The organism is Streptococcus gordonii (genome assembly GCF_001553855.1).
In the GTDB taxonomy this organism is placed as follows: domain Bacteria; phylum Bacillota; class Bacilli; order Lactobacillales; family Streptococcaceae; genus Streptococcus; species Streptococcus gordonii.
In genome coordinates this window covers 514,152-533,572 of record NZ_LQWV01000012.1, presented here as the reverse complement: position 1 = coordinate 533,572, position 19,421 = coordinate 514,152, and the positions used below count along the sequence as shown (strand labels likewise).

General features: G+C 40.7%; 15 protein-coding genes and 1 pseudogene. 3 read left to right on the top strand and 13 right to left on the bottom strand.

Features of this window, described 5'->3' with window-relative positions:
- Positions 1 to 7 precede the first annotated feature (7 nt).
- From AWH02_RS05490 to nrdR, 6 genes are all read right to left on the bottom strand, one after another.
- Complete coding sequence (locus AWH02_RS05490; RefSeq protein ID WP_060552986.1) at positions 8 to 3,097, bottom strand: DEAD/DEAH box helicase; 3,090 nt, start codon at positions 3,095 to 3,097, stop codon at positions 8 to 10.
- A 325-nt stretch (positions 3,098 to 3,422) separates the two neighbouring features.
- Positions 3,423 to 4,733 carry a ribosome biogenesis GTPase Der gene (gene der / locus AWH02_RS05485; protein ID WP_060552987.1) on the bottom strand — a complete coding sequence of 437 codons (1,311 nt, stop codon included), beginning with the start codon at positions 4,731 to 4,733 and terminating at the stop codon, positions 3,423 to 3,425.
- A 42-nt stretch (positions 4,734 to 4,775) separates the two neighbouring features.
- On the bottom strand, positions 4,776 to 5,492 hold the full coding sequence (locus AWH02_RS05480) for an NADPH-dependent oxidoreductase (protein WP_060552988.1): 717 nt from the start codon (positions 5,490 to 5,492) through the stop codon (positions 4,776 to 4,778).
- The gene (dnaI, locus tag AWH02_RS05475) at positions 5,489 to 6,388 is read right to left on the bottom strand and encodes a primosomal protein DnaI (protein WP_060552989.1); all 900 of its coding nucleotides are present in this window, start codon (positions 6,386 to 6,388) and stop codon (positions 5,489 to 5,491) included. The genes AWH02_RS05480 and dnaI overlap by 4 nt, the downstream gene beginning before the upstream one ends.
- Positions 6,389 to 7,543 carry a DnaD domain protein gene (locus AWH02_RS05470; RefSeq protein ID WP_060552990.1) on the bottom strand — a complete coding sequence of 385 codons (1,155 nt, stop codon included), beginning with the start codon at positions 7,541 to 7,543 and terminating at the stop codon, positions 6,389 to 6,391.
- Positions 7,544 to 8,017 carry a transcriptional regulator NrdR gene (gene nrdR / locus AWH02_RS05465; protein WP_012000014.1) on the bottom strand — a complete coding sequence of 158 codons (474 nt, stop codon included), beginning with the start codon at positions 8,015 to 8,017 and terminating at the stop codon, positions 7,544 to 7,546. It lies immediately after the preceding gene.
- Between the two features lie 179 nt (positions 8,018 to 8,196).
- On the opposite strand from nrdR, the gene AWH02_RS05460 reads away from it, so the two are divergent.
- The gene (locus AWH02_RS05460; RefSeq protein WP_060552991.1) at positions 8,197 to 8,613 is read left to right on the top strand and encodes a hypothetical protein; all 417 of its coding nucleotides are present in this window, start codon (positions 8,197 to 8,199) and stop codon (positions 8,611 to 8,613) included.
- A gap of 142 nt (positions 8,614 to 8,755) precedes the next feature.
- Here AWH02_RS05460 and AWH02_RS05455 read toward each other — a convergent pair whose 3' ends face one another.
- The 6 genes from AWH02_RS05455 to AWH02_RS05430 all read right to left on the bottom strand — a co-directional run bounded on the left by AWH02_RS05455 (position 8,756) and on the right by AWH02_RS05430 (position 16,515).
- Entirely contained in the window at positions 8,756 to 9,571 is an 816-nt protein-coding gene (locus AWH02_RS05455) for an endonuclease/exonuclease/phosphatase family protein (protein ID WP_045505802.1), read from the bottom strand.
- 17 nt (positions 9,572 to 9,588) lie between these two features.
- Complete coding sequence (locus tag AWH02_RS05450) at positions 9,589 to 11,781, bottom strand: PTS transporter subunit IIBC (protein WP_060552992.1); 2,193 nt, start codon at positions 11,779 to 11,781, stop codon at positions 9,589 to 9,591.
- A 357-nt stretch (positions 11,782 to 12,138) separates the two neighbouring features.
- On the bottom strand, positions 12,139 to 12,828 hold the full coding sequence (locus tag AWH02_RS05445; protein ID WP_045505796.1) for a response regulator transcription factor: 690 nt from the start codon (positions 12,826 to 12,828) through the stop codon (positions 12,139 to 12,141).
- Positions 12,829 to 12,840: 12 nt separating this feature from the next.
- On the bottom strand, positions 12,841 to 14,265 hold the full coding sequence (gene gndA, locus AWH02_RS05440; RefSeq protein WP_060552993.1) for an NADP-dependent phosphogluconate dehydrogenase: 1,425 nt from the start codon (positions 14,263 to 14,265) through the stop codon (positions 12,841 to 12,843).
- A 135-nt stretch (positions 14,266 to 14,400) separates the two neighbouring features.
- Positions 14,401 to 15,882 carry a flotillin family protein gene (locus AWH02_RS05435; RefSeq protein WP_060552994.1) on the bottom strand — a complete coding sequence of 494 codons (1,482 nt, stop codon included), beginning with the start codon at positions 15,880 to 15,882 and terminating at the stop codon, positions 14,401 to 14,403.
- A gap of 102 nt (positions 15,883 to 15,984) precedes the next feature.
- The gene (locus AWH02_RS05430) at positions 15,985 to 16,515 is read right to left on the bottom strand and encodes a YceD family protein (RefSeq protein WP_012000007.1); all 531 of its coding nucleotides are present in this window, start codon (positions 16,513 to 16,515) and stop codon (positions 15,985 to 15,987) included.
- Between the two features lie 98 nt (positions 16,516 to 16,613).
- Here AWH02_RS05430 and AWH02_RS05425 point away from each other — a divergent pair, with 98 nt between their 5' ends.
- A complete protein-coding gene (locus tag AWH02_RS05425; RefSeq protein WP_060552995.1) occupies positions 16,614 to 17,483 on the top strand; it encodes an Rgg/GadR/MutR family transcriptional regulator in 870 nt (289 codons plus the stop codon).
- A 339-nt stretch (positions 17,484 to 17,822) separates the two neighbouring features.
- Entirely contained in the window at positions 17,823 to 19,052 is a 1,230-nt protein-coding gene (locus AWH02_RS05420; RefSeq protein ID WP_060552996.1) for an MFS transporter, read from the top strand.
- Positions 19,053 to 19,209: 157 nt separating this feature from the next.
- Here the strand turns inward: AWH02_RS05420 and AWH02_RS11170 are convergent.
- A pseudogene (locus AWH02_RS11170) lies at positions 19,210 to 19,421 on the bottom strand (hypothetical protein); the annotation flags it as partial.

The window sequence follows — 19,421 nt, the reverse complement described above, 5'->3', positions numbered from 1 at the left end:
TTGAAAACTATTCTATTGAAATTCCTAGGATTTCTCGGATATCTGCTAGCGTCAGACTTGAACGTGATTCCGTTCCATCCAAAATAGTAGAAATTAAATTTTTCTTACTTTCCTGCAACTCTTGAATTTTTTCTTCAATAGTTCCACGAGTAATCAGGCGATAAACTTCCACATTTCTCTCCTGCCCCATTCGATGTGCTCGCCCAATCGCTTGGGCTTCAACAGCTGGATTCCACCAAAGGTCAACCAGAATAACGGTATCAGCACCTGTCAGATTGAGACCTACACCACCAGCTTTCAAGGAAATTAGAAATGCATCCTTTTGACCATCATTAAAAGCGGTTGTCATTTCTTGACGATCCTTAGCCGGAGTAGAACCGGTTATTTTAAATGATTCCATTTCAAGACTTTGTAGTTCCTGCTCAATCAGATCTAACATACCTCTAAATTGAGAAAAAATCAATACCCGATGATTGCTGGAGTGAATTTGTTCTAAAAGCTCTCTCAAACTATCCAGTTTTCCGCTATCACCCTGATAATCCTCTAAAAAGAGAGCTGGGGTGTCGCAGATTTGACGCAGGCGCATGAGACCAGATAGAATCTCTATCTTATCTCGGTTCAGTTCTTCGTCCGTTGCATAACGCACGCGTTCCTGCATTTGCTGCAGTTGGGCCAGGTAAATCGCCTTTTGGCTATCCTGTAAGTCATTTCGATAAATTACTTCTGTCAGATCAGGCAACTCTTGAAGAACATCTTCTTTCTTCCGACGCATGATAAAAGGTTGAACATAACGCGCTACCAGTTCTGCTGGCATTTTTAAAAATTCCTTTTTAGCAGGTAATAAACCAGGGAGGACAATTTGAAAAATAGACCACAATTCACCCATATGGTTCTCAATTGGCGTCCCAGATAAGGCGAAAGTATTTTTTACCTCAAAGTTTCGTAAGTGCTGAGCAATCTTTGTTCGATCGTTCTTCATGACCTGTGCTTCGTCTAAAATCAGATAATCAAAACTCAGACGACCATATTCTTCTACGTCCTGACGAAAAGAGGCATAACTGGTAATCATCACCTGATGTTCTTCAGCTATTAGATTATCCCGAAGAGGCTTGGGCCCATAGACAACTGCTATATCCAAATGTGGAGCAAACTTGCCAAATTCATCCTGCCAGTTGTAAACCAGGCTTGACGGTGCTAAAATCAAAGCATTTTGAGAATCTTTTAACACTGCCGTCAAAAAAGCAATAGTTTGCAAGGTTTTCCCAAGCCCCATGTCATCAGCTAGTATCCCTCCAAAGCCATAATGATTAAGCATGCTGAGCCATTTTACTCCCAGCTCTTGATAATCTCTCAATTCGGCTTCAACCTGTAAGGATGGTAGTTGAAATTCTTCTGGGTGCCTCAGATCATAAGCTAACTGTCGAAATCCTTCTGAGAAAGAAACATTTTCTTGATCTTCTAGGATATCTGTTAGCTGAAGGGCAGCCAAACGGTTAGTCCTTATCTGACCACCCTTTAACTTTTTGGCCCTTAATTTTTGCAAGGTTTGACTAACTTTTTTAGTCTCTTCATCAAAAACCAATACCTTGCCCGATTGACTGACAAAATAATCACGAGATTCAAATAGGGCAGATAAGGCATCATCCACTTCCGCTGGGTCAATATTGGTAAAATCAAAACCAATTTCTAACAGGCTTCCTTTGGTTTCGATAGCAATCTTAGGTTTTTCTACTTGATAAAGAGCTAATAAACTAGGGCTGATCTCTACTCTTCCTAAGGAGCGGAACTTTTCCATGGTATGAGTAAAGAAAGTGTAGACATCCTGAGGCAATAAAGCAGGTCTACGACTTTCAAAAGCTGCTTCAAATCCTGCTTGTAGTAAAGTTTGAAACACCTTTTGTTCTAGTCTGAAGTCACTGGCAAAAGGAAGACTATCTAGTTCTTCTTGACTAGCTACAGTCAGAGATTCGTAGACAAAGACAAGCTTAGCTTCAATTTCACCTGAAGTCAGGAGATCAAAAGAAAAACGAGGCTGAAACTCATGCATCATAAGTTCTTTAGGTGCTGATAAACTACCCATTTTCTTGAATTCTAACAGACTAGTAGCCAGCTTGCCTTGATCAGAACTATCAAATTGCAGACGTTTTCTCCTATCTGAATCTATAGGCAAATCTCTCAGGGCAGCCAGTATACGTTGCTGCTGATAGCTGAGTTGAAAGAAAGTATCTCCGTAAAATAAGAATTCACCATTGTATAAAAGTTTATAGTACTGTTCAGAGATCACAAGTTCTAAGTAATCAGCAGACTCCTCTAGTTCAAAAGAGAAAATGCCTGCGTCTTCATGTAGATCTTGGAAAAAGACCTGCTGGAAATCAAAGACACTATACGCCAAATGGAAACTGTTTAACTCCATCAAGCGTGTCACTCCTTCTTCGAGCAAAGAAGCAGGAAAGGCTATATGTCGACCAGCATTTTGAAAAATCAAAGAATCATCCTTAGTCGCCAAGAATCCCCGCAAGAACATTAATAGGTCTTGACTAGGTCTGTCAAATTCCTCAAAGCGGAGGGGTTCAAAATAGCTTTTACCAATCTGGTAAGGAGCTTCTTTTTGAATAGTCTGTAAAAAAGCGCGAATATCCCTTACCACATAAGATTTCTCATCCGGTAATCGACTGAGACGCAAAGTCCACAAAAATTCTCCTGTATATGCATCTTCTTGGCCAACTGCTGATAATTGGTACTTAGGATTTTCTTGATCCAGCGGTAAAATCTTATCTAAAAAGAGACTCCCAAATGAAACCTTTCCTTGTGTCTCTTGCTGACTCGTTTCCTCCAACTCCAACTTAGCCAATACTTCCTTGCCTTCTGCATCATTTTTTAGGAAATACTCTAGTCCAGCTAAATGGGCGCAATATTGTTTTTTCTGGAAAAATTCACAGGAACAGAATACAGCATCATCAGCCAAACTGTATCTCAAATTATAGTCTGAAACTCGACTATAGATAATCCGATTTTTGACTTCACTAATGCTGATTTGACCTTTTTCATAAAAGCCTATTCCCTCAGTTCGAATTTTTCCTGGAATTAATTTCGCCATACTTACCACCTTATACTTATCTCTCCATTATAACATAGATTGCAGACAAAGAAAAAAGTAAGCCTTTTTGCTTACTTCTTTTGTTTGAGATAAGTAATAGCCAAACCGGATTCTTGATTCTCATTTTTGCTTATTTGGTAGTCTAAACCTTGATAAATAACGGCAAGATCCAATGACTCTATTCAAAATATTATTTCTCGAAAGCCTTCATAGCTTGGTCAGTAAAATAATTTCTTTGAAACTCAGACACCCAAAAAAATGTAAGGGTCGAAATTAATGTTCTACCAAAAAAGCCATGAACCATTAAACTAGAGGAAATCTGTCTCTACTTCCGCTTCCTTGCAATTAAGTGAATCGGGGTTCCTTCAAAGACAAAGGCCTTGCGGATTTGATTTTCCAGGAAACGCAGGTAAGAGAAGTGCATGAGCTCTTCTTCGTTGACAAAGATGACAAAGGTTGGCGGTTTAGTAGCTACTTGAGTCGCATAGAAAATCTTGAGACGTTTGCCCTTGTCAGTTGGCGTCGGATTAATCGCAATGGCATCCATGATGACATCATTGAGCACCGCTGACGGAATACGGGTATTCTGACTCTGACTGATTTGCTTAATCATATCCGGCAGCTTATGGAGACGCTGCTTGGTCAAGGCAGAGACAAAGATAATCGGGGCATAAGACAAGTACTGGAACTGCTCACGAATATCCTCTTCCCAGTTTTTCATAGTATGGTTGTCTTTTTCTAGCGTATCCCACTTATTGACAACGATGATCATTCCTTTACCTGCTTCATGGGCAAAGCCAGCGATTCGCTTGTCGTACTCACGAATTCCTTCTTCGGCATTCAGCACCATCAGAACGACATCTGAACGATCAATGGCCCGCATAGCCCGCATGACAGAGTATTTCTCCGTATTTTCATAGACCTTGCCTGACTTGCGCATACCAGCCGTGTCGATCATGGTAAATTCCTGACCTTCACTGTCCGTAAAGACCGTATCAATGGCGTCACGCGTAGTACCGGCAACAGGACTGGCAATAACCCTATCCTCACCCAGGATGGCATTGATCAAGCTAGACTTGCCAACATTGGGACGGCCAATCAAGCTAAACTTAATCATATCAGGATTTTCAGCCACTTCTTCATTTGGCAGGTTTTCAACAATAGCGTCAAGAACATCCCCTGTACCAATCCCGTGGACTGAGGAAACTGGGAATGGATCACCCAAGCCCAGCGCATAGAAATCAAAAATCTCATTGCGCATTTCGGGATTATCCACCTTATTGACTGCTAGGATAATCGGCTTATGGGTCTTGTAGAGCATGCGAGCCACATACTCATCCGCATCCGTGATACCTTCCTTGCCAGATACGACAAAAACGATGACATCTGCTTCGTCCATGGCGATCTCAGCCTGGTGTTTGATTTGCTCCATAAACGGCGCGTCAACATCGTCGATTCCGCCCGTGTCAATAATACTAAACTTGCGGTTAAGCCAGTCTGCTGTCGCATAGATTCGGTCGCGGGTCACTCCTTCGACATCCTCCACAATGGAAATTCGCTCACCGGCAATCCGATTGAAGAGCGTTGACTTGCCGACATTGGGACGGCCGACAATGGCAATAGTTGGTAAGGCCATGTTTTTCCTCTTTCATTCTTTAGGACAGAGCCAAACTCCGTCCTATTTTTTTAATTTCTTTTCTTTGAATAGTTGATCGATAGCTTGATTAGGCTCCTGACCAAATTGAGCAGCTAGACGCTGACTCCAAGTTTCCTTAGCTCGCTCACCTGCATATTCAGTCTGCACGCGGTCATAGGCTTGGATAGTTGAACGATCCTGTTCACGATATTCTTCCTCAAAGACCACTGCTTCATAAGGCAGACGTGGCTTGACTGCATGGTTCTGGTTGGGAGTTCCCAGAGCTATCCCAAAGACTGGATAAGTGTAGTCTGGTAACTTAAAAAGCTCCGCTATTTGACTGGAAGCATAACGAACCAGCCCAATGATTACTCCGCCATAACCCAAACTTTCAGCTGCTAAGAGAGTATTTTGCCCTGCCAAAGCAGCATCTACTGAGCTAATCAGGAGATTCTCTGTCCCCTCAGGGTAAAATTTCTCCGTATGCAAGCAAACACCCTTTTGAGCTCGATTGAGGTCGCCAACAAAAAGCAGGAAAGCCGAAGACTGCCGAATGGCTTCTTGGGGCACCAAGTCAAAGAGGGCTTCTTTTTTTTCTTTGCTTCGCACCACAATGATAGAATAAGACTGGAAATTCTTCCAACTGGAAGCAGCCCGCCCCGCATCAATGATGGCACGTAATTCCTGATCCGAAATCTGCTCCTCCGTAAAGCGGCGAACAGACGTGTGAGCCTTCATCAAGTTAATTGTTTCATTCATCGGCGGTTCTCTCCTTCTAGGCGTACCTCCTGAGCCAGAAACTTAATCCGCTCCATAACCCGCTTGGCCTGCCAAGTCTCATCGCCATTCTTAGAGCTGGCAAAGTGACGCTCCAAATCCGCAAAACTAAAGTTAGAAGTAAAGAAAGTTGGCAGATTTTCCTGCATGCGGTGCTGTAGAATGACCTGCAAGATCTCATCACGCATCCAGGGGCTAGACTGTTCTGCACCGATATCGTCCAAAATCAGCACTTGAGCTGTCTTGACCTGGTCAATCTTCTCCTTGACCAAGCCGGAACTGATCGCATTCTTAACATCCAAAACAAAGCTTGGGTAATGGAGCAAAGTCGTTGAAACACTGCGCTTTTCTGACAAATCATGCGCCAGAGCAGCCATCATGTAGCTCTTGCCGACCCCAAAATCTCCGTAAAGATAAACAGCCTTCTGATAATGAGGAAACTCAGCAACAAAGTTGGTCAACAGTTCAAAAGCTTTATAGCGACCAACATCATCGAGATCTACCTGTGCCAGACTAGCTTCCTTGAGGCTACTTGGCAGATTGATCAGGTTTAGTCTACTCTTAATCGCTTCATTCTTTTGCTGCTCGACTAGCTCAGCTGTCTCCTCATAGGAAACATCCGCATAGCCTGCATTTTTTATCAAAATTGGCTTATAGCCTTTGGCAATATAGGCTTCATCTCCCAGCAAAAATCGATTCCGCTCACTGATGTACTGATTAAACTTCGAGATGCTACGGGAAATTTCAGATTGACTGAGTTTTTCTTGCTTAATAAATGCTGCCACATCAGGATCTTCTACGATTTGACGGACTAACTCCTCATAGTTGAATTGACGAGCAGGATTTTTATGCGAAAGGGTCTCTCCAATCTTTTCCATCTAGTCACCTCCTTGTTCTATCTTAGCAAGCAAGCGGCGTTTTTGCTCTTCAAGCTCAGCTTGCTTCTCTGCACTTGTTTCATTTTTATAATCTGGCTGGCTCCATTCAGGAACATTGCTTTTAGCAACTTTCTGGCTAGATTTAACTGGTCTACTCTGACTTTGCTGGTTGCGCTCGCGGATTTTCAGAACAGCTTCCTCAGCACTAGTCACCTTTTGATAGGCAAAATCATTGGCGACTTTTAGAGCGTACTTCTCATTCAGATTGGCTGAATCAACCTTATTTAAAGTCAGAAGTAAAACTATATTGATGACCTCATCTAAAAGACCTAACTTAGCTAAGTCCAATAAAAGCTGTCTTTCTGATTGGGTAATTGTTGCCTGACGCTTTTTTTTAAGCTCTGCTAAGAAAAGCATCGGCACCTTACTCTTAGCGGCGTGGATTATGATTTGTTCATCCTGGGTGAATTTCTCATTGACACGTTTTTGAGCCAATTTTTGCTTCATACGCTCGACAGAAATAACATGTGAAATCGCGGTTTCTCTAGCCAAGACATAGGTTTCATACCAGGTCCAATTTTGTTGCTCAGCAATGGCAAACAAATCTAGTAAATCTTCTTTTTCATCAGCAAAACGTAAATTTTCCTGAGCCATTCTTCGCTTAAAGTTAGTCAGATCAAAGTCTGCTTGCTTCTTCTTAATCACTCCGACTTCATCTTCCACATCAAAGACTGTCGATAATTTTTTGGCCAAAGGCTGACCCTGAGGCTGACTTCCCATTAAGGCTTCAACAGCCGTTTCACCAATTTTCTTTTCTAAAAGTCGTTTGTAAACGTGATGCTGGAAAAATTCATCCGCCGAAAGCAAACTGAAAAGTTTAATCTGATAAGTCGACTCTGCTTGGTAGAGTTCTAGCAAGTTCATAGCACTTAAGCGTTCAAAGCTCGCCTTTAAGACCTCCATTCCCATATTCAGATGATTCAGAATATGGCCAAAAGTATAGGCCTGATGACCGTCATCCCAAAAAGCCAGACAGTACAGATAGAGACTGACTGCTTCTCGACCAATAATCGGCAGATAAAGACGGATCAGATTGTTTGTATCTTGACTAACCAGATTGTTTTTCATATAAGAAAACTGATCGTTTGGCCTCATCTATTCTTCTCTCTTCTTTTTTACACCCTTAGTAATTTGCTGGAGCAGACTTTCTAATTCACCAACATCTTTAAAACTACGATAAACACTGGCAAAGCGAACATAGGTAATCTCATCCAATTCAGCTAGTTCATCCATAACAAGATTCCCGATAAAGTCACTGCTAATTTCATTATCACTGCTACTTCGTACTTTCTGCTCAATGCGATTGACCAAAGCTTCAATCTCATCACTTGAAACCGGACGCTTCTGAGCTGAGCGAATAATACCATTAAAAATCTTGTCTCTTGAAAATTGCTCCCTAGTCCCATCTTTTTTGACAACGACTAGGGTTCTTTCTTCTACCCGTTCATAAGTTGTAAATCGATGCTGGCAATCTTCGCATTCACGACGGCGACGAATAGTATTTCCATCCTCAGCTTGACGGCTATCTATAACACTGGATTTGCTCCCGCCACATTTTGGACAACGCATACGATTTCCTCCTCAAATCTTAATACTCTATTTTACCATAATTTTGCCCATAACAAAAGCAAGGCAAATCTAAATCAGTACACAGAACTATTAAAAGTATTTCTCCTACATTTCATACTAAAAAAAGAATCCTCTTGTGTTATAATGCTAGAAAACTCTCTTAGTGTAGGTAAACAACAATGAAAAAAAGAAAAATGCTCGTCCTTGCAATCGCATCAACTCTTATCATAGGAGGAACAATTGTGGTAGTTCAAAATAAAGACTTATTTGGTGGAATCCCTCAACAGAAATATCAAAACACCAAAGAAAAACAGTTGGCTTATTTGAAGAAGCATAAAAAGGATATTGAGGATTATATTAAATCTTTGAATCCAAAGATAGAAACTGTTCAAATTGATTGGGATCAAACACAATGGGATCAGATAGGGAATGGAACACCTCAAGGTGGAGGCGATATTGTTCAGGTTTATGGAGGCTTTAATAATATAGAAAAATCAAGCTGGAGTGTTATTATTAGAATTGAAGATGGAAAAATTCTAATTAATTCTATTGGAATTGGTAGTCCTTTACGTATTGGGGGTGAACTTTTTGAGTAATAGTAATTTAAAAAAATTTGATAATTTCTCCCAAGAAGATATTCTCTTATACAAAAAAGTTCCAAGTTGAACTGAGGCTCGAAAGTTAGGTTTTTAAACTAACCTCGCTAGTACAGTTCATTTAACTTGGAACTATTTTTTTCTAAAATTTTGCTTCTACTTCTAAACCGAAATGATCACTGACAACAGGGGTTTCCTTTCCGTCAAAGACCACAGCAGAGCTTTCAATTTGGATACCTTGGCTGGTAAAGATATAATCAATCTTCAGAGCGTCTTGGTTGCCATCCCAGCCAGCAATTTCGCCTTCAACTGTTGCCCTACCACTAATCTTTTGAGCAACCTTATGACTATCCTGCAATTTGAGTGGGCTCTTTAAAATATGCTGATATCCTTCGTAATCGACAGGATTATTAAAGTCACCCATGAGGACCAGAGGAGTTTTGACCTTGAGAAGCTCTTCTTCAAGCTTTGACCACTCCCCTTGGAAGCCCTTGTCCCACCAAGATAGATGGCAAGAGGCGATGGTCATCAATTGACCCTCTACCTCAGTCTCCACTAACAAGACCTTGCGAGTGTGGTAATCCCTAGGATCATTCTCTTCTGAGACCAAAATTTCTTTAGGAGCTATCGGTTTTCTGGACAAGATTGCCACACCTTCATTGTAAATGTCAAAACCGATATGATTATAAGCCCAAGACCAATGATAGTCCAGTCCTGCTTTTGCCAATTTTTTTACTAGACAAAGGGCAAAGTGATCCTGATGAATCGAAATCGCTCCTTCAACAGCCTGATAGAAAGGAGCCTGAACAACCTGTTCAGACTCCATTAATTGATTGACTTCCTGCAGGCAAATGACATCATATTTTTCTTGAAGAATGCGTTCTACAAGCTGATTTAGCTTGGTTTCTTGCTCTTCTTCCATCCAACTATGAGTATTTAATGTCAGGAATTTCGCCATGATTTCTCTTTTCTATTTTACAATTCAACCTTAGCAACAACTGTCTTAGCAGATGCTTGACCAAGTTTTTCTACAGTCACAGACTTGATAGCTGCCGCGTTTGTGAAGACAACAACAGTTGAAGTTTCACGACCAGCCGCCTTGATAGCTTCCAAATCAGCAGTCACAAGTAGATCACCTGCAGCAACCTTTTGACCTTCTGAAACATGAACTTCAAATGGTTGACCTTCTAAGCTGACAGTGTCTAAGCCGATGTGAACCAACACTTCTAAACCATTATCTGTCAAAAGACCTAAAGCATGTTTCGTAGGGAATACGCTTGTTACAGTACCTGAAACAGGTGAGTAAATCTTACCATTTTCTGGCTCAACAGCAAATCCATCTCCCATCATCTTTTGTGAGAATACTGGATCTTTAACATCATCAATTGCGATGACTTGACCATCTGCAACAGTTTCTACTTCTTCTGTCACACCTTTGTAGGCAACTTCAGTAGCTGCTGATTCTGCTTTTTGGCTAGGAAGAGTTTCAGGAATCACTTCACCAGAATCCAGCAAGTCTTGGATATCAGATTTAAGAACGTCAGCTTTTGGTCCATAGATAGCCTGAACACCTTGACCTTTCATAACCAAGCCCATAGCGCCTTCAGCTTTCCATTGCTCTTCAGTTCCAACTTTTTCAGCATCCTTGACAGTCACACGAAGACGAGTCATACATGCATCTACGTCAACGATATTAGCACGACCACCCAGCAGATTGATAACATTGACTGCTTGAGATGCTGCTGCAACCTTGCCACTGCCAGCTTCTGCTGAAGATGCTTCATCTGATCCATCTGCAGTTTCATAGTTACCATTACGTCCTGGAGTAGCGTAGTTGAATTTCTTAATCATGAAGTTTGCGATGAAGTACATGATAACTCCAAAGAGGATTGTTACCCAAATAAAGTTAATGATATCCATTCCCAAACCAGCATTGATTGCCAATGGTGTACGAGTTAAGAATTCGATAGAACCGAATGAGTGTACACGAAGGTTAACGATGTCTGCCATTGCAAAAGCAGCACCTTGAACAAGTGAGTAGATCAAGTAAAGCGGAGTCGCAACAAACATGAACATGTACTCGATTGGCTCAGTAACCCCTGTCAAGAAGGTTGCCAATGCAGTCGCAATCATCATACCTTTATATTTGTGCTTCTTGTCAGCATCTACATTGCGGTAGATAGCTGCAGCTACCCCAATCAAAATACCAAATGAACCAATCATTTGTCCAACTTTAAAGCGGGCTGGATGGTATGCTTCAAGCAATTGATTGTAGCTTGCCATATTTGAACCTTTAAGGTTAACAAGGTCAGTTACCCAAGCAAGCCAAAGTGGGTCTTGTCCGAATACTTGTGTACCTTTTGCTGCACCAGTTAACACTTCATATGTTCCACCAAGAGCAGTATAGTTCATTGGGATTGTCAACATATGGTGCAATCCAAATGGAAGCAAGAGACGTTCCAAAGTACCATACAAGAACGGTGCAAAAATCGGCGCAGTATCTTGAGAATTAGCAATCCAAATACCAAAGTTATTGATTCCAGTTTGAATAACTGGCCATACAAATGAAAGTGCAATCGCAACAATCGCAGAACGCAAAATTACAACAAATGGAACAAAGCGTTTCCCGTTAAAGAATGAAAGTGCGTCTGGCAATTTACGGAAGTTATAGTATTTGTTGTAAGCAGTTGCTCCAACAAAACCAGCAATAATTCCGACAAATACACCCATGTTTAGGGCAGGCGATTCTAGAACGCTGATAAAGTAATCAGAAACCTTAATTGTTCCACCTAAAAGAGTGTGAACAGTTGCATCTGGATTTTTTAACATATCACTAGAAACACCAAACATCACACCAGTGATACGGTTGATCAGGATAAAAGATAGACCTGCTGCAAAGGCACCGCCAGCACGTTCTTTAGCCCAGCTTCCCCCAATTGCAAGAGCAAAGAGTACGTGGAGGTTCCCAATAACACCCCAACCAATTTGCTCTAAAACGCCACCTGTCGTTACCAACACACCAAAATTAGGATTAATCATTGGAAGCGACTTACCAATACTAATCATTAGACCAGCTGCGGGCATAACCGCAACGACCACCATTAAAGCTTTACCGAATTTCTGCCAAAATTCAAAGCTAAAAATGTTCTTGAATGAATTTTTCATCATCCAGACCTCCTTCTTTTTTACAAACTTTTATATGAAATCGTTTGCATTGCACACTACTATTTTATCACTTTTTTTAATTTTGTAAAGGGTTTTCATAAAAAAATTTTAATTTTTATTATTTCCTCTTTTATTATCACTTTTTCTACCTTAATTTTCACTTACTCGAAAAAGAGTTAATTTATCAGGCTGTATAAGGCCTAGAGTCAACATAATAATATAGATTTTATCTTCTTTTTTGTCTTTCAACAAGTAAACACCATCTATAGATTTTGAGCAAACGATTGCGTGAATTGAGCTAATTTTGACTAAAAATCATATAAAAAACTCCAATTCTCAAAGAATTAGAGTTTTTATAGATTAACCCTGCATGGAATAACCAATTCCACGAACGGTTTTAATATAACTTTCTTGACCTGGAAGATCGATTTTACTGCGGAGATAGCGAATATATACATCCACTATATTCGTTTCAGATGCACTTTCATATTTCCACACTCGGTCTAACAGTTGCTCACGACTCATCACCTTATTACTGCTCATTAGAGTCACTAGTAAATCGTACTCTCGTCTCGTCAAAGCAATAATTTCATCCCCTCGATAAACCGTATGATTTTTCAAATCAACCCGCAGATTTCGATAAGCAGTAGGGACTTTTAACTGGCTACATCTCTGATCGATAAAATCCCGCCCACGAAAAATAGCGGATATCTTATCAACCAAATCACTGATAATAAAGGGTTTTACCATATAAGAAACTGCAAACTGCTGAATCTCTTCAGCCGAATCCGCAATTTCCTCTCGACTCACCATTACAATGATAACTGCAGCAGGTTTTAATAAACTCAATTGTTGAGCAAAGGCAAAGGCTGTTCCATCAGCAAACTGATTATTTAGTAAAAGTAAATCATAATCGTTTTCCTTTGCTAGAGCTAGTCCCTCTTGGCCTGTTTCCGCTAGGTCTACTTGATAACTTTCCTTTTGTAATTCCAGCATGATAAATCGTGCTAGATTCTTTTCATTTTCAACTAATAAAATCCGCTTCGCCATTGACCTATCGTCCTATTTTTCGTCGTACCAAGAATAGTGGAAAGTACCTTCTTTGTCTTTACGCTGATATGTGTGTGCTCCAAAGTAGTCACGTTGTGCTTGGATCAAGTTAGCAGGTAGATCTGCTGAACGATAGCTATCAAAGTAAGTAATGGCTGCTGAGAAAGTTGGTACTGGTACACCAGCTTGAACAGCAAGAGCTACGATATCACGCACAGATTGTTGATATTTAGCAGTTACATCAAGGAAGTATTCATCCAAAAGCAAGTTAGCTAAGTCAGCATCACGGTTGTAAGCATCTGTAATCTTTTGCAAGAAACGTGAACGGATGATACAGCCATCGCGCCAGATAGAAGCGATATCCGCAAACGGTAGGTTCCAATTGTTTTCACGAGAAGCCACACGCAATTGCGCAAAACCTTGTGCATAAGAAATGATTTTTGAGAAGTATAGAGCTTGACGGATCTTTTCGATCAACTCAGCCTTATCTCCTTCAAATTTGAATGTAGCTGGTTTTGGAAGTACTTTGCTGGCGTGTACACGTTCTTCTTTGTAAGCTGAAATATAGCGGGCAAACACAGACTCCGTAATGAGTGACAATGGCACGCCTAAGTCAAGTGCTGATTGGCTAGTCCATTTACCAGTTCCCTTGTTACCTGCAGCATCAAGGATATAGTCTACGATTGGCCCCTCTTGGCCTTCATCGTCTTTACGGCTCAAGATATCAGCAGTGATTTCGATCAAGTAGCTATCAAGCTCGCCCTTGTTCCACTCAGTAAAGATTTCAGCCATGTCTTCTGCAGAAAGGCCAAGCAAGTGTTGCATGAGGTCGTAACTTTCTGCGATCAATTGCATATCACCATACTCGATACCGTTGTGGACCATTTTCACATAGTGACCCGCTCCATCAGGACCGATGTAAGTCACACATGGTTTACCATCTTCTGGTGCTTTAGCAGAGATTTCTTCGAGAACATCTGCTACCAATTCATAAGCTTCTTTTTGTCCACCAGGCATGATAGAAGGGCCTTCGAGGGCACCTTTTTCACCACCAGAGACACCTGTACCGATAAAGTTGATGCCTGAGTTTGCTAACTCTTCGTTACGACGGATAGTATCTTTATAGAAAGTGTTTCCTCCGTCAATCAAGATATCACCTTTATCCAAGTGAGGAAGAAGTGCTTGGATAGTCGCATCTGTACCAGGTCCAGCTTGAACCATGAGCATGATACGGCGAGGTTTTTCGATTGAGTTTACAAAGCTTTCAACGTCATAGCTTGGCACAAAGTTCTTTTCTGGATGGCAAGCAATTACATCTTCTGTTTTATTTGCTGAACGATTGTAGATGGCTACTGTATAGCCACGAGATTCAATATTGAGAGCAAGGTTACGACCCATAACGGCCATACCAACAACACCAAAATTTGCTTTAGTCATTTTTTTCTCCTATAGTTAGTTTGTTTTATTTTATCATGTTTAAGCTATAAAATAAAGAATTTATCTTGAAATGTTCGAAGAAGAAAATCTCTTGGGGAAAAATAGGATGAAGGCGAGCCTCATCCTAATCATTTTTTATTTCTTGTCATCAGTCGTAATTTCTTTAGCTTCAATCACTGGCTGTTCATCTTGTTTAAGCTTGTTGACAGTCATATTAACACCAAGAGCTCCTGCTAAGAGTTGACGGATGTCGAAGCCTGCACCTTGCGACACTTGGTCAATACTCTGCATGATATCACCAACCATCTTAGAAGCATTGCCTTCACCATACATGGTGATTTTGTCCACTTTAGTAAGCGGCTCTGCTACAGCACGGGCAATTTCTGGCAGTTTGTCTACAATCATCTCAGTAATGGCAGCTTCCTGCATCTTCTTCATGGCTTCTGCTTTTTTATCCAAACCTTGAGCCTCTGCTTCCAGCTTAAGACGAATAGCCTCCGCTTCAGCACGTCCCTTGGCTTCAATGGCTTCAGCTTCTTGCAATTGTGCAAATTTTTCAGCCTCGGCTTGAGCCTTGCGAGCTTCTGCTTCTTTTTGAGTTTCAAAAAGTTCTGCTTCAGCTTGACGTTGACGCTCAATCAATTGCGCTTCTGCTGCTTGTTGACGAGAGTATTTTTCTGCCTCAGCCTGTTTGCGGATGTTAGCATCCAGTTCTTGCTCGCGGACCTTAACTTCACGTTCCTTGACTTCAGCTTCCTTCTCTTGCTTCATGATATTAGCTTCAGCAGCCACACGTTCTTGCTCACGACGCTGAATCTCTGCCTCAATCCCTTTGGCTGCATCAGCCTTAGCTTGAGCAATATCCGCTTCCTGCTTGAGGGCTGCTTGCTTCAATTTCAACTCATTTTGCTTTTGAGCAATTTCCAAGTCAGCCGCTACCCGCTTGTCGTTAGCCAATTTGTCTTGCTCAGCTTCTACTTCCTTGCGCTCACGTTCCGCTTTGGCCTTTGCAATTAAGGCATCTTTTTTGATGGTTTCGACATTTTCAATACCGAGGTTATCAATCACGCCACCCTCGTCAGAGAAAGACTGAACGGTAAAGGCAATGACTTCCAAGCCCATTTTTGCCAAATCAGGAGCTACGTTGTCCTGCACTTTTGAGGCAAATTCCTGGCGGTCATTGACCATCTTACGTAATTCCATCTGACCAATTACTTCCCGAAGATTTCCTTCCAAGACATCTTGAACAGAGTTAGAAATATCAGTTGTATTCCAATTAAGGAAGTTTTCTGCCGCACGGGCAATCATTTCGTCAGTCGTTCCGATTTTCAGCTTCACAGCTGCATCAGCTCGCACATTAATGAAGTCTAGAGTTGGCACCGCCTCAGATGTACGAACATCTGTTGAGAATTGCTCAATATCCAGATAAGAGCGCTGTTCAACAAAAGGAATCATAAACCCAGCTTTACCTCGCAAATGGCGTTGTTTGCGAAGCCCTGTGATGACGACTACTTCATTTGGTCGAGCATTGACATATCCCTTAGCCAAAAGAACAAGTACAATAACCAAAACAATTGCACCTAGGATTAGCCAAGTTGGAAAGAAAAATGTATCCATAATAACTCCTTTTTCGACAAGAAAACTTGTCCAATTTATTTTATTATCTTAGTATACCAAATTATCTTTTATTTCCAATTTTTTTCTAGAAAATTTTATCCCTCATTCATCAAAAAGACCTTGCAAGCCTGCAAATGGACTATTCTCTTCTTTTTTTTCTGCTTGGTACTTCTGATAATCATCCTCTGTCATAACCTGCCAATCTCTTCCTGTTGGCAAGTCTGAGCCAGCTTCTTCAGCAGCTGTCAAAACTTTTAGGGGAATATTCAAAAGGATATTGTCCGCTACACTTTCTGCAACATTTATCTCACCATTTTCAATGGGAAGCACCAGATCCTGATCAATCATTTCCTGAGAAGCGACTTGTCCATCTTCCATGAAAATTTCATTAACCAGATAAGACTCTTTCCTCTCTACGGGTTCCATACTGCGACTAGAAGCCAATGTAATGGTATAAGAAAGTTCATAATCTAAGAAATAGAGTCCATCCTCATACTGGGCTCTACCACTAGCAACAATATCCTGAACGTCTAAAATCTCAGCATTGCGTTCTTTTAATTCTTCAGCCAAGTCTAGCTTCTTTTCAAAAGCCAAACCATCTGGATTTTTGCGAATTTCTTGTATATTTAACATAAGTTCCTCTTTGTTTTTTTCTTTTATTATATCATGTTTAAGCGCTCCGCTGTTGTTGAAAATTATTTTGTTATAATAAATTGTAAGGAGGGAAGACAATGACACCACTAGGACAAGTTTTTAGGTTTTTTCGAGAGGCAAGGCACATCTCTTTATCTGAAGCCACTGGCGGAGAATTCTCAAAGTCCATGCTTTCACGCTTTGAAAATGGGCAGAGCGAGCTATCAGCTCAGAAACTTTTCAGTGCCCTCAGCGCCATTCACACAGAAACAGAAGAATTTACAGTTGCAGCTGGCATCCAGGATCATCATTCTCACAAGGAACTCCTAAGTCACATTCAAGATCTACTCCAAGCTAATCAGCATGACTTATTAGAAGAACTCTATCTAGAGAAGAAAAAAATTAGTCAAAATTCTAAAGAGGCAAATGATTGGGTTGAGCGCCTGATTGTAAAGGCCTACCTCTGTGCCCTCAAGGAATCTGAAAAAGCTAGTCCAGACGAGCTAGATTTCCTCCATGATTATCTCTTTTCAGTTGATATTTGGGGTCGCTATGAACTGAAGCTTTTTTCTATCTGCACTCCGGTTTTATCTCTAGACTTGTTTTCCCAATACACCAAAGAAATCCTCTCAAGAAATGATTTTACAGCCTTATTTGCCAACAATCGCAACACCTTGCATACCACTTTTTTAAATGGCTATCTTCTAGCCATCAGTCAGGAAAATATCACCCATGCAGACTTTTTTCAACAAGTAATCGAGCGACACTTTTATGAAGAAAATGAGACTTACTTTCGAATTGTCTATCTCTTTGCTCAGGGAGAGTTAGCTTGTTTGAAAGGACAAAAGAAAGAAGGATTCGCTCAAATGAAGCAAGCAGTCGATATTTTCCAAATCTTAAACTGCCAGCATAGCGCCGACTACTACCAAGAAGCTCTTGAAGCTGCTTTTCAAAAATATAGTAAATAAAACGAACCTCCACTTTTAAACTCGACGATTTTGAGTTGAAAAGTGGAGATTTTTTGATACTAGACGATCCCTAGCTTACTAATTTCAATAACTTCCATCAAATCCGTTGAATATATGCAACATTTTTTGCTTCTTAAATCTTTTATTTTATACTAAAACTAGAAAGAGCACTCGCAAGTCACTTTTAGAACCTGACCACTTACCTAGGAGACTTGACCACTTGCGGAAAAGCTATTGAAACCAAGACTTTTCCTGCTATAATCAAAACTATCAAGGCCTTGTAGTTATTGACTATTTTTGAAAAATCTTTCAAGCTATTCATTACCAAAGGAGATTTTTATGAAACTTGCCTTACGGAATAAATTATTTGCTTTTATTAGCCTCTCCCGAATCTTCAACACCCTGGGAGCTTCTATTTTCAATATTGTTTTTGTTGTATTTGCCTCCAGCATGCCTAGCCCCAAGTTTGCTATTGCTGTTGCTAATTTTATTGTCCTGGTTCCGACCTTCTTTACTATTTTCGTCGGCATCAAAGCAGATAAGACCATCCATAAAGCTCGCTGGCTGATTCATTTTGGTTATGTACAAGCCCTGCTATTTGTTCTTGTCGCCTTTATGACTCGCTCTAGCTCATATCTAGCCTTTTCAGTGGTCTGCTTCATGAATATTCTTTCTGATATTATCAGCGACTATCGAAGTGGTCTGCAAATGCCAATTTTGAAAAAGAACATTCCCGAGCAAGATCTAATGGAGGCCTTCTCCTTTACCCAGCTTATCAGTTTTCTTTGTAGTCTAGCTGGTCAGGCTTTAGGAGTTTGGCTCTTAGCGATCAGCCAGCAAAACTTTTTCCTAGTAGCTTTAGTCAATTCTTTAACCTTCCTACTCTCCTCTACTACCCTCTATCTAGTCCGACGTCGATTGACCCATGATCCGGTAACCATTTCTGAGAATAAACCTCCTCTCAAGGAAGAACTGAAAAAAATGTATACATCTTCTAAACTCATCTTTGAGCAGGAGGGCTCTAACAACTTTCTCAAGTTGCTGGCTCAAATCTTGGTCATTAACGCTATGGCAGGTTCTCTTATAGCACTTTATAATCTCTATTTGCTAGACAACCCCATCTTTCATCTATCTTTTAGCCAGTCGCTCTTGATTCTTCAGACGACGCTTGTCCTAGCTATGATCATTGCTAGTTTGACTCCCAACGATTACTTCAGCCGTCTATCACTAAATCAGCTCATCATATGGGCCGCTGTTATGATGATTCTGCTTGCTATCAGCAACTTCTTACATCTGCCCGTTTTCGTCGGTATTATTTTTGGATTTTTTCTTGCTTATGCTTCCGGCAAGATCAATCCCAAAATCAACACCCTCTTGCTAAGTAAGCTACCTTCCGATGTTCTCGCTCAGACGTCCAGCTTTCTAAGTTTGCTCTTTTCCTTCTCCGTTCCTCTGGGAACTATGATTTTCTCCAGTCTAGCTCTTTGGAATATGAATGCTAGCTGGCTAATCTTCAGCTTTATCGGCGTAATCGCTCTGCTCTTATCTATTGAAAAAAGAAAGAGATAAAATAAATCCGATGAATGCAATTCTATTGACTTTGAGTTAAAAGCAGTCTTATTTTAGACAGTAAAAAACGACAACTTCCAAATAAGGAGTTATCGTTTTTTTTTGAGTATCGGAAAGCTAAAAGCTCAAGTTACATTTAGCTTATACTCTTTCATGATTAGTTTCTACCAAAGCGTCTGCCTCTACCATTTCGGTCAAAGTACATCCAGGTTCCGTCTTCTAGACGAATCCATTTGTTGCGAACCATATCACCTGACTTCGGATCGAAGTATCGTTCAGCACCATCAACATAGACAACTTGGCCCTTGACCTGCTTACCATCTTGACCGAAGTAAAGAACTTGATTGTTGATTGTCTTAAGACCTGTTA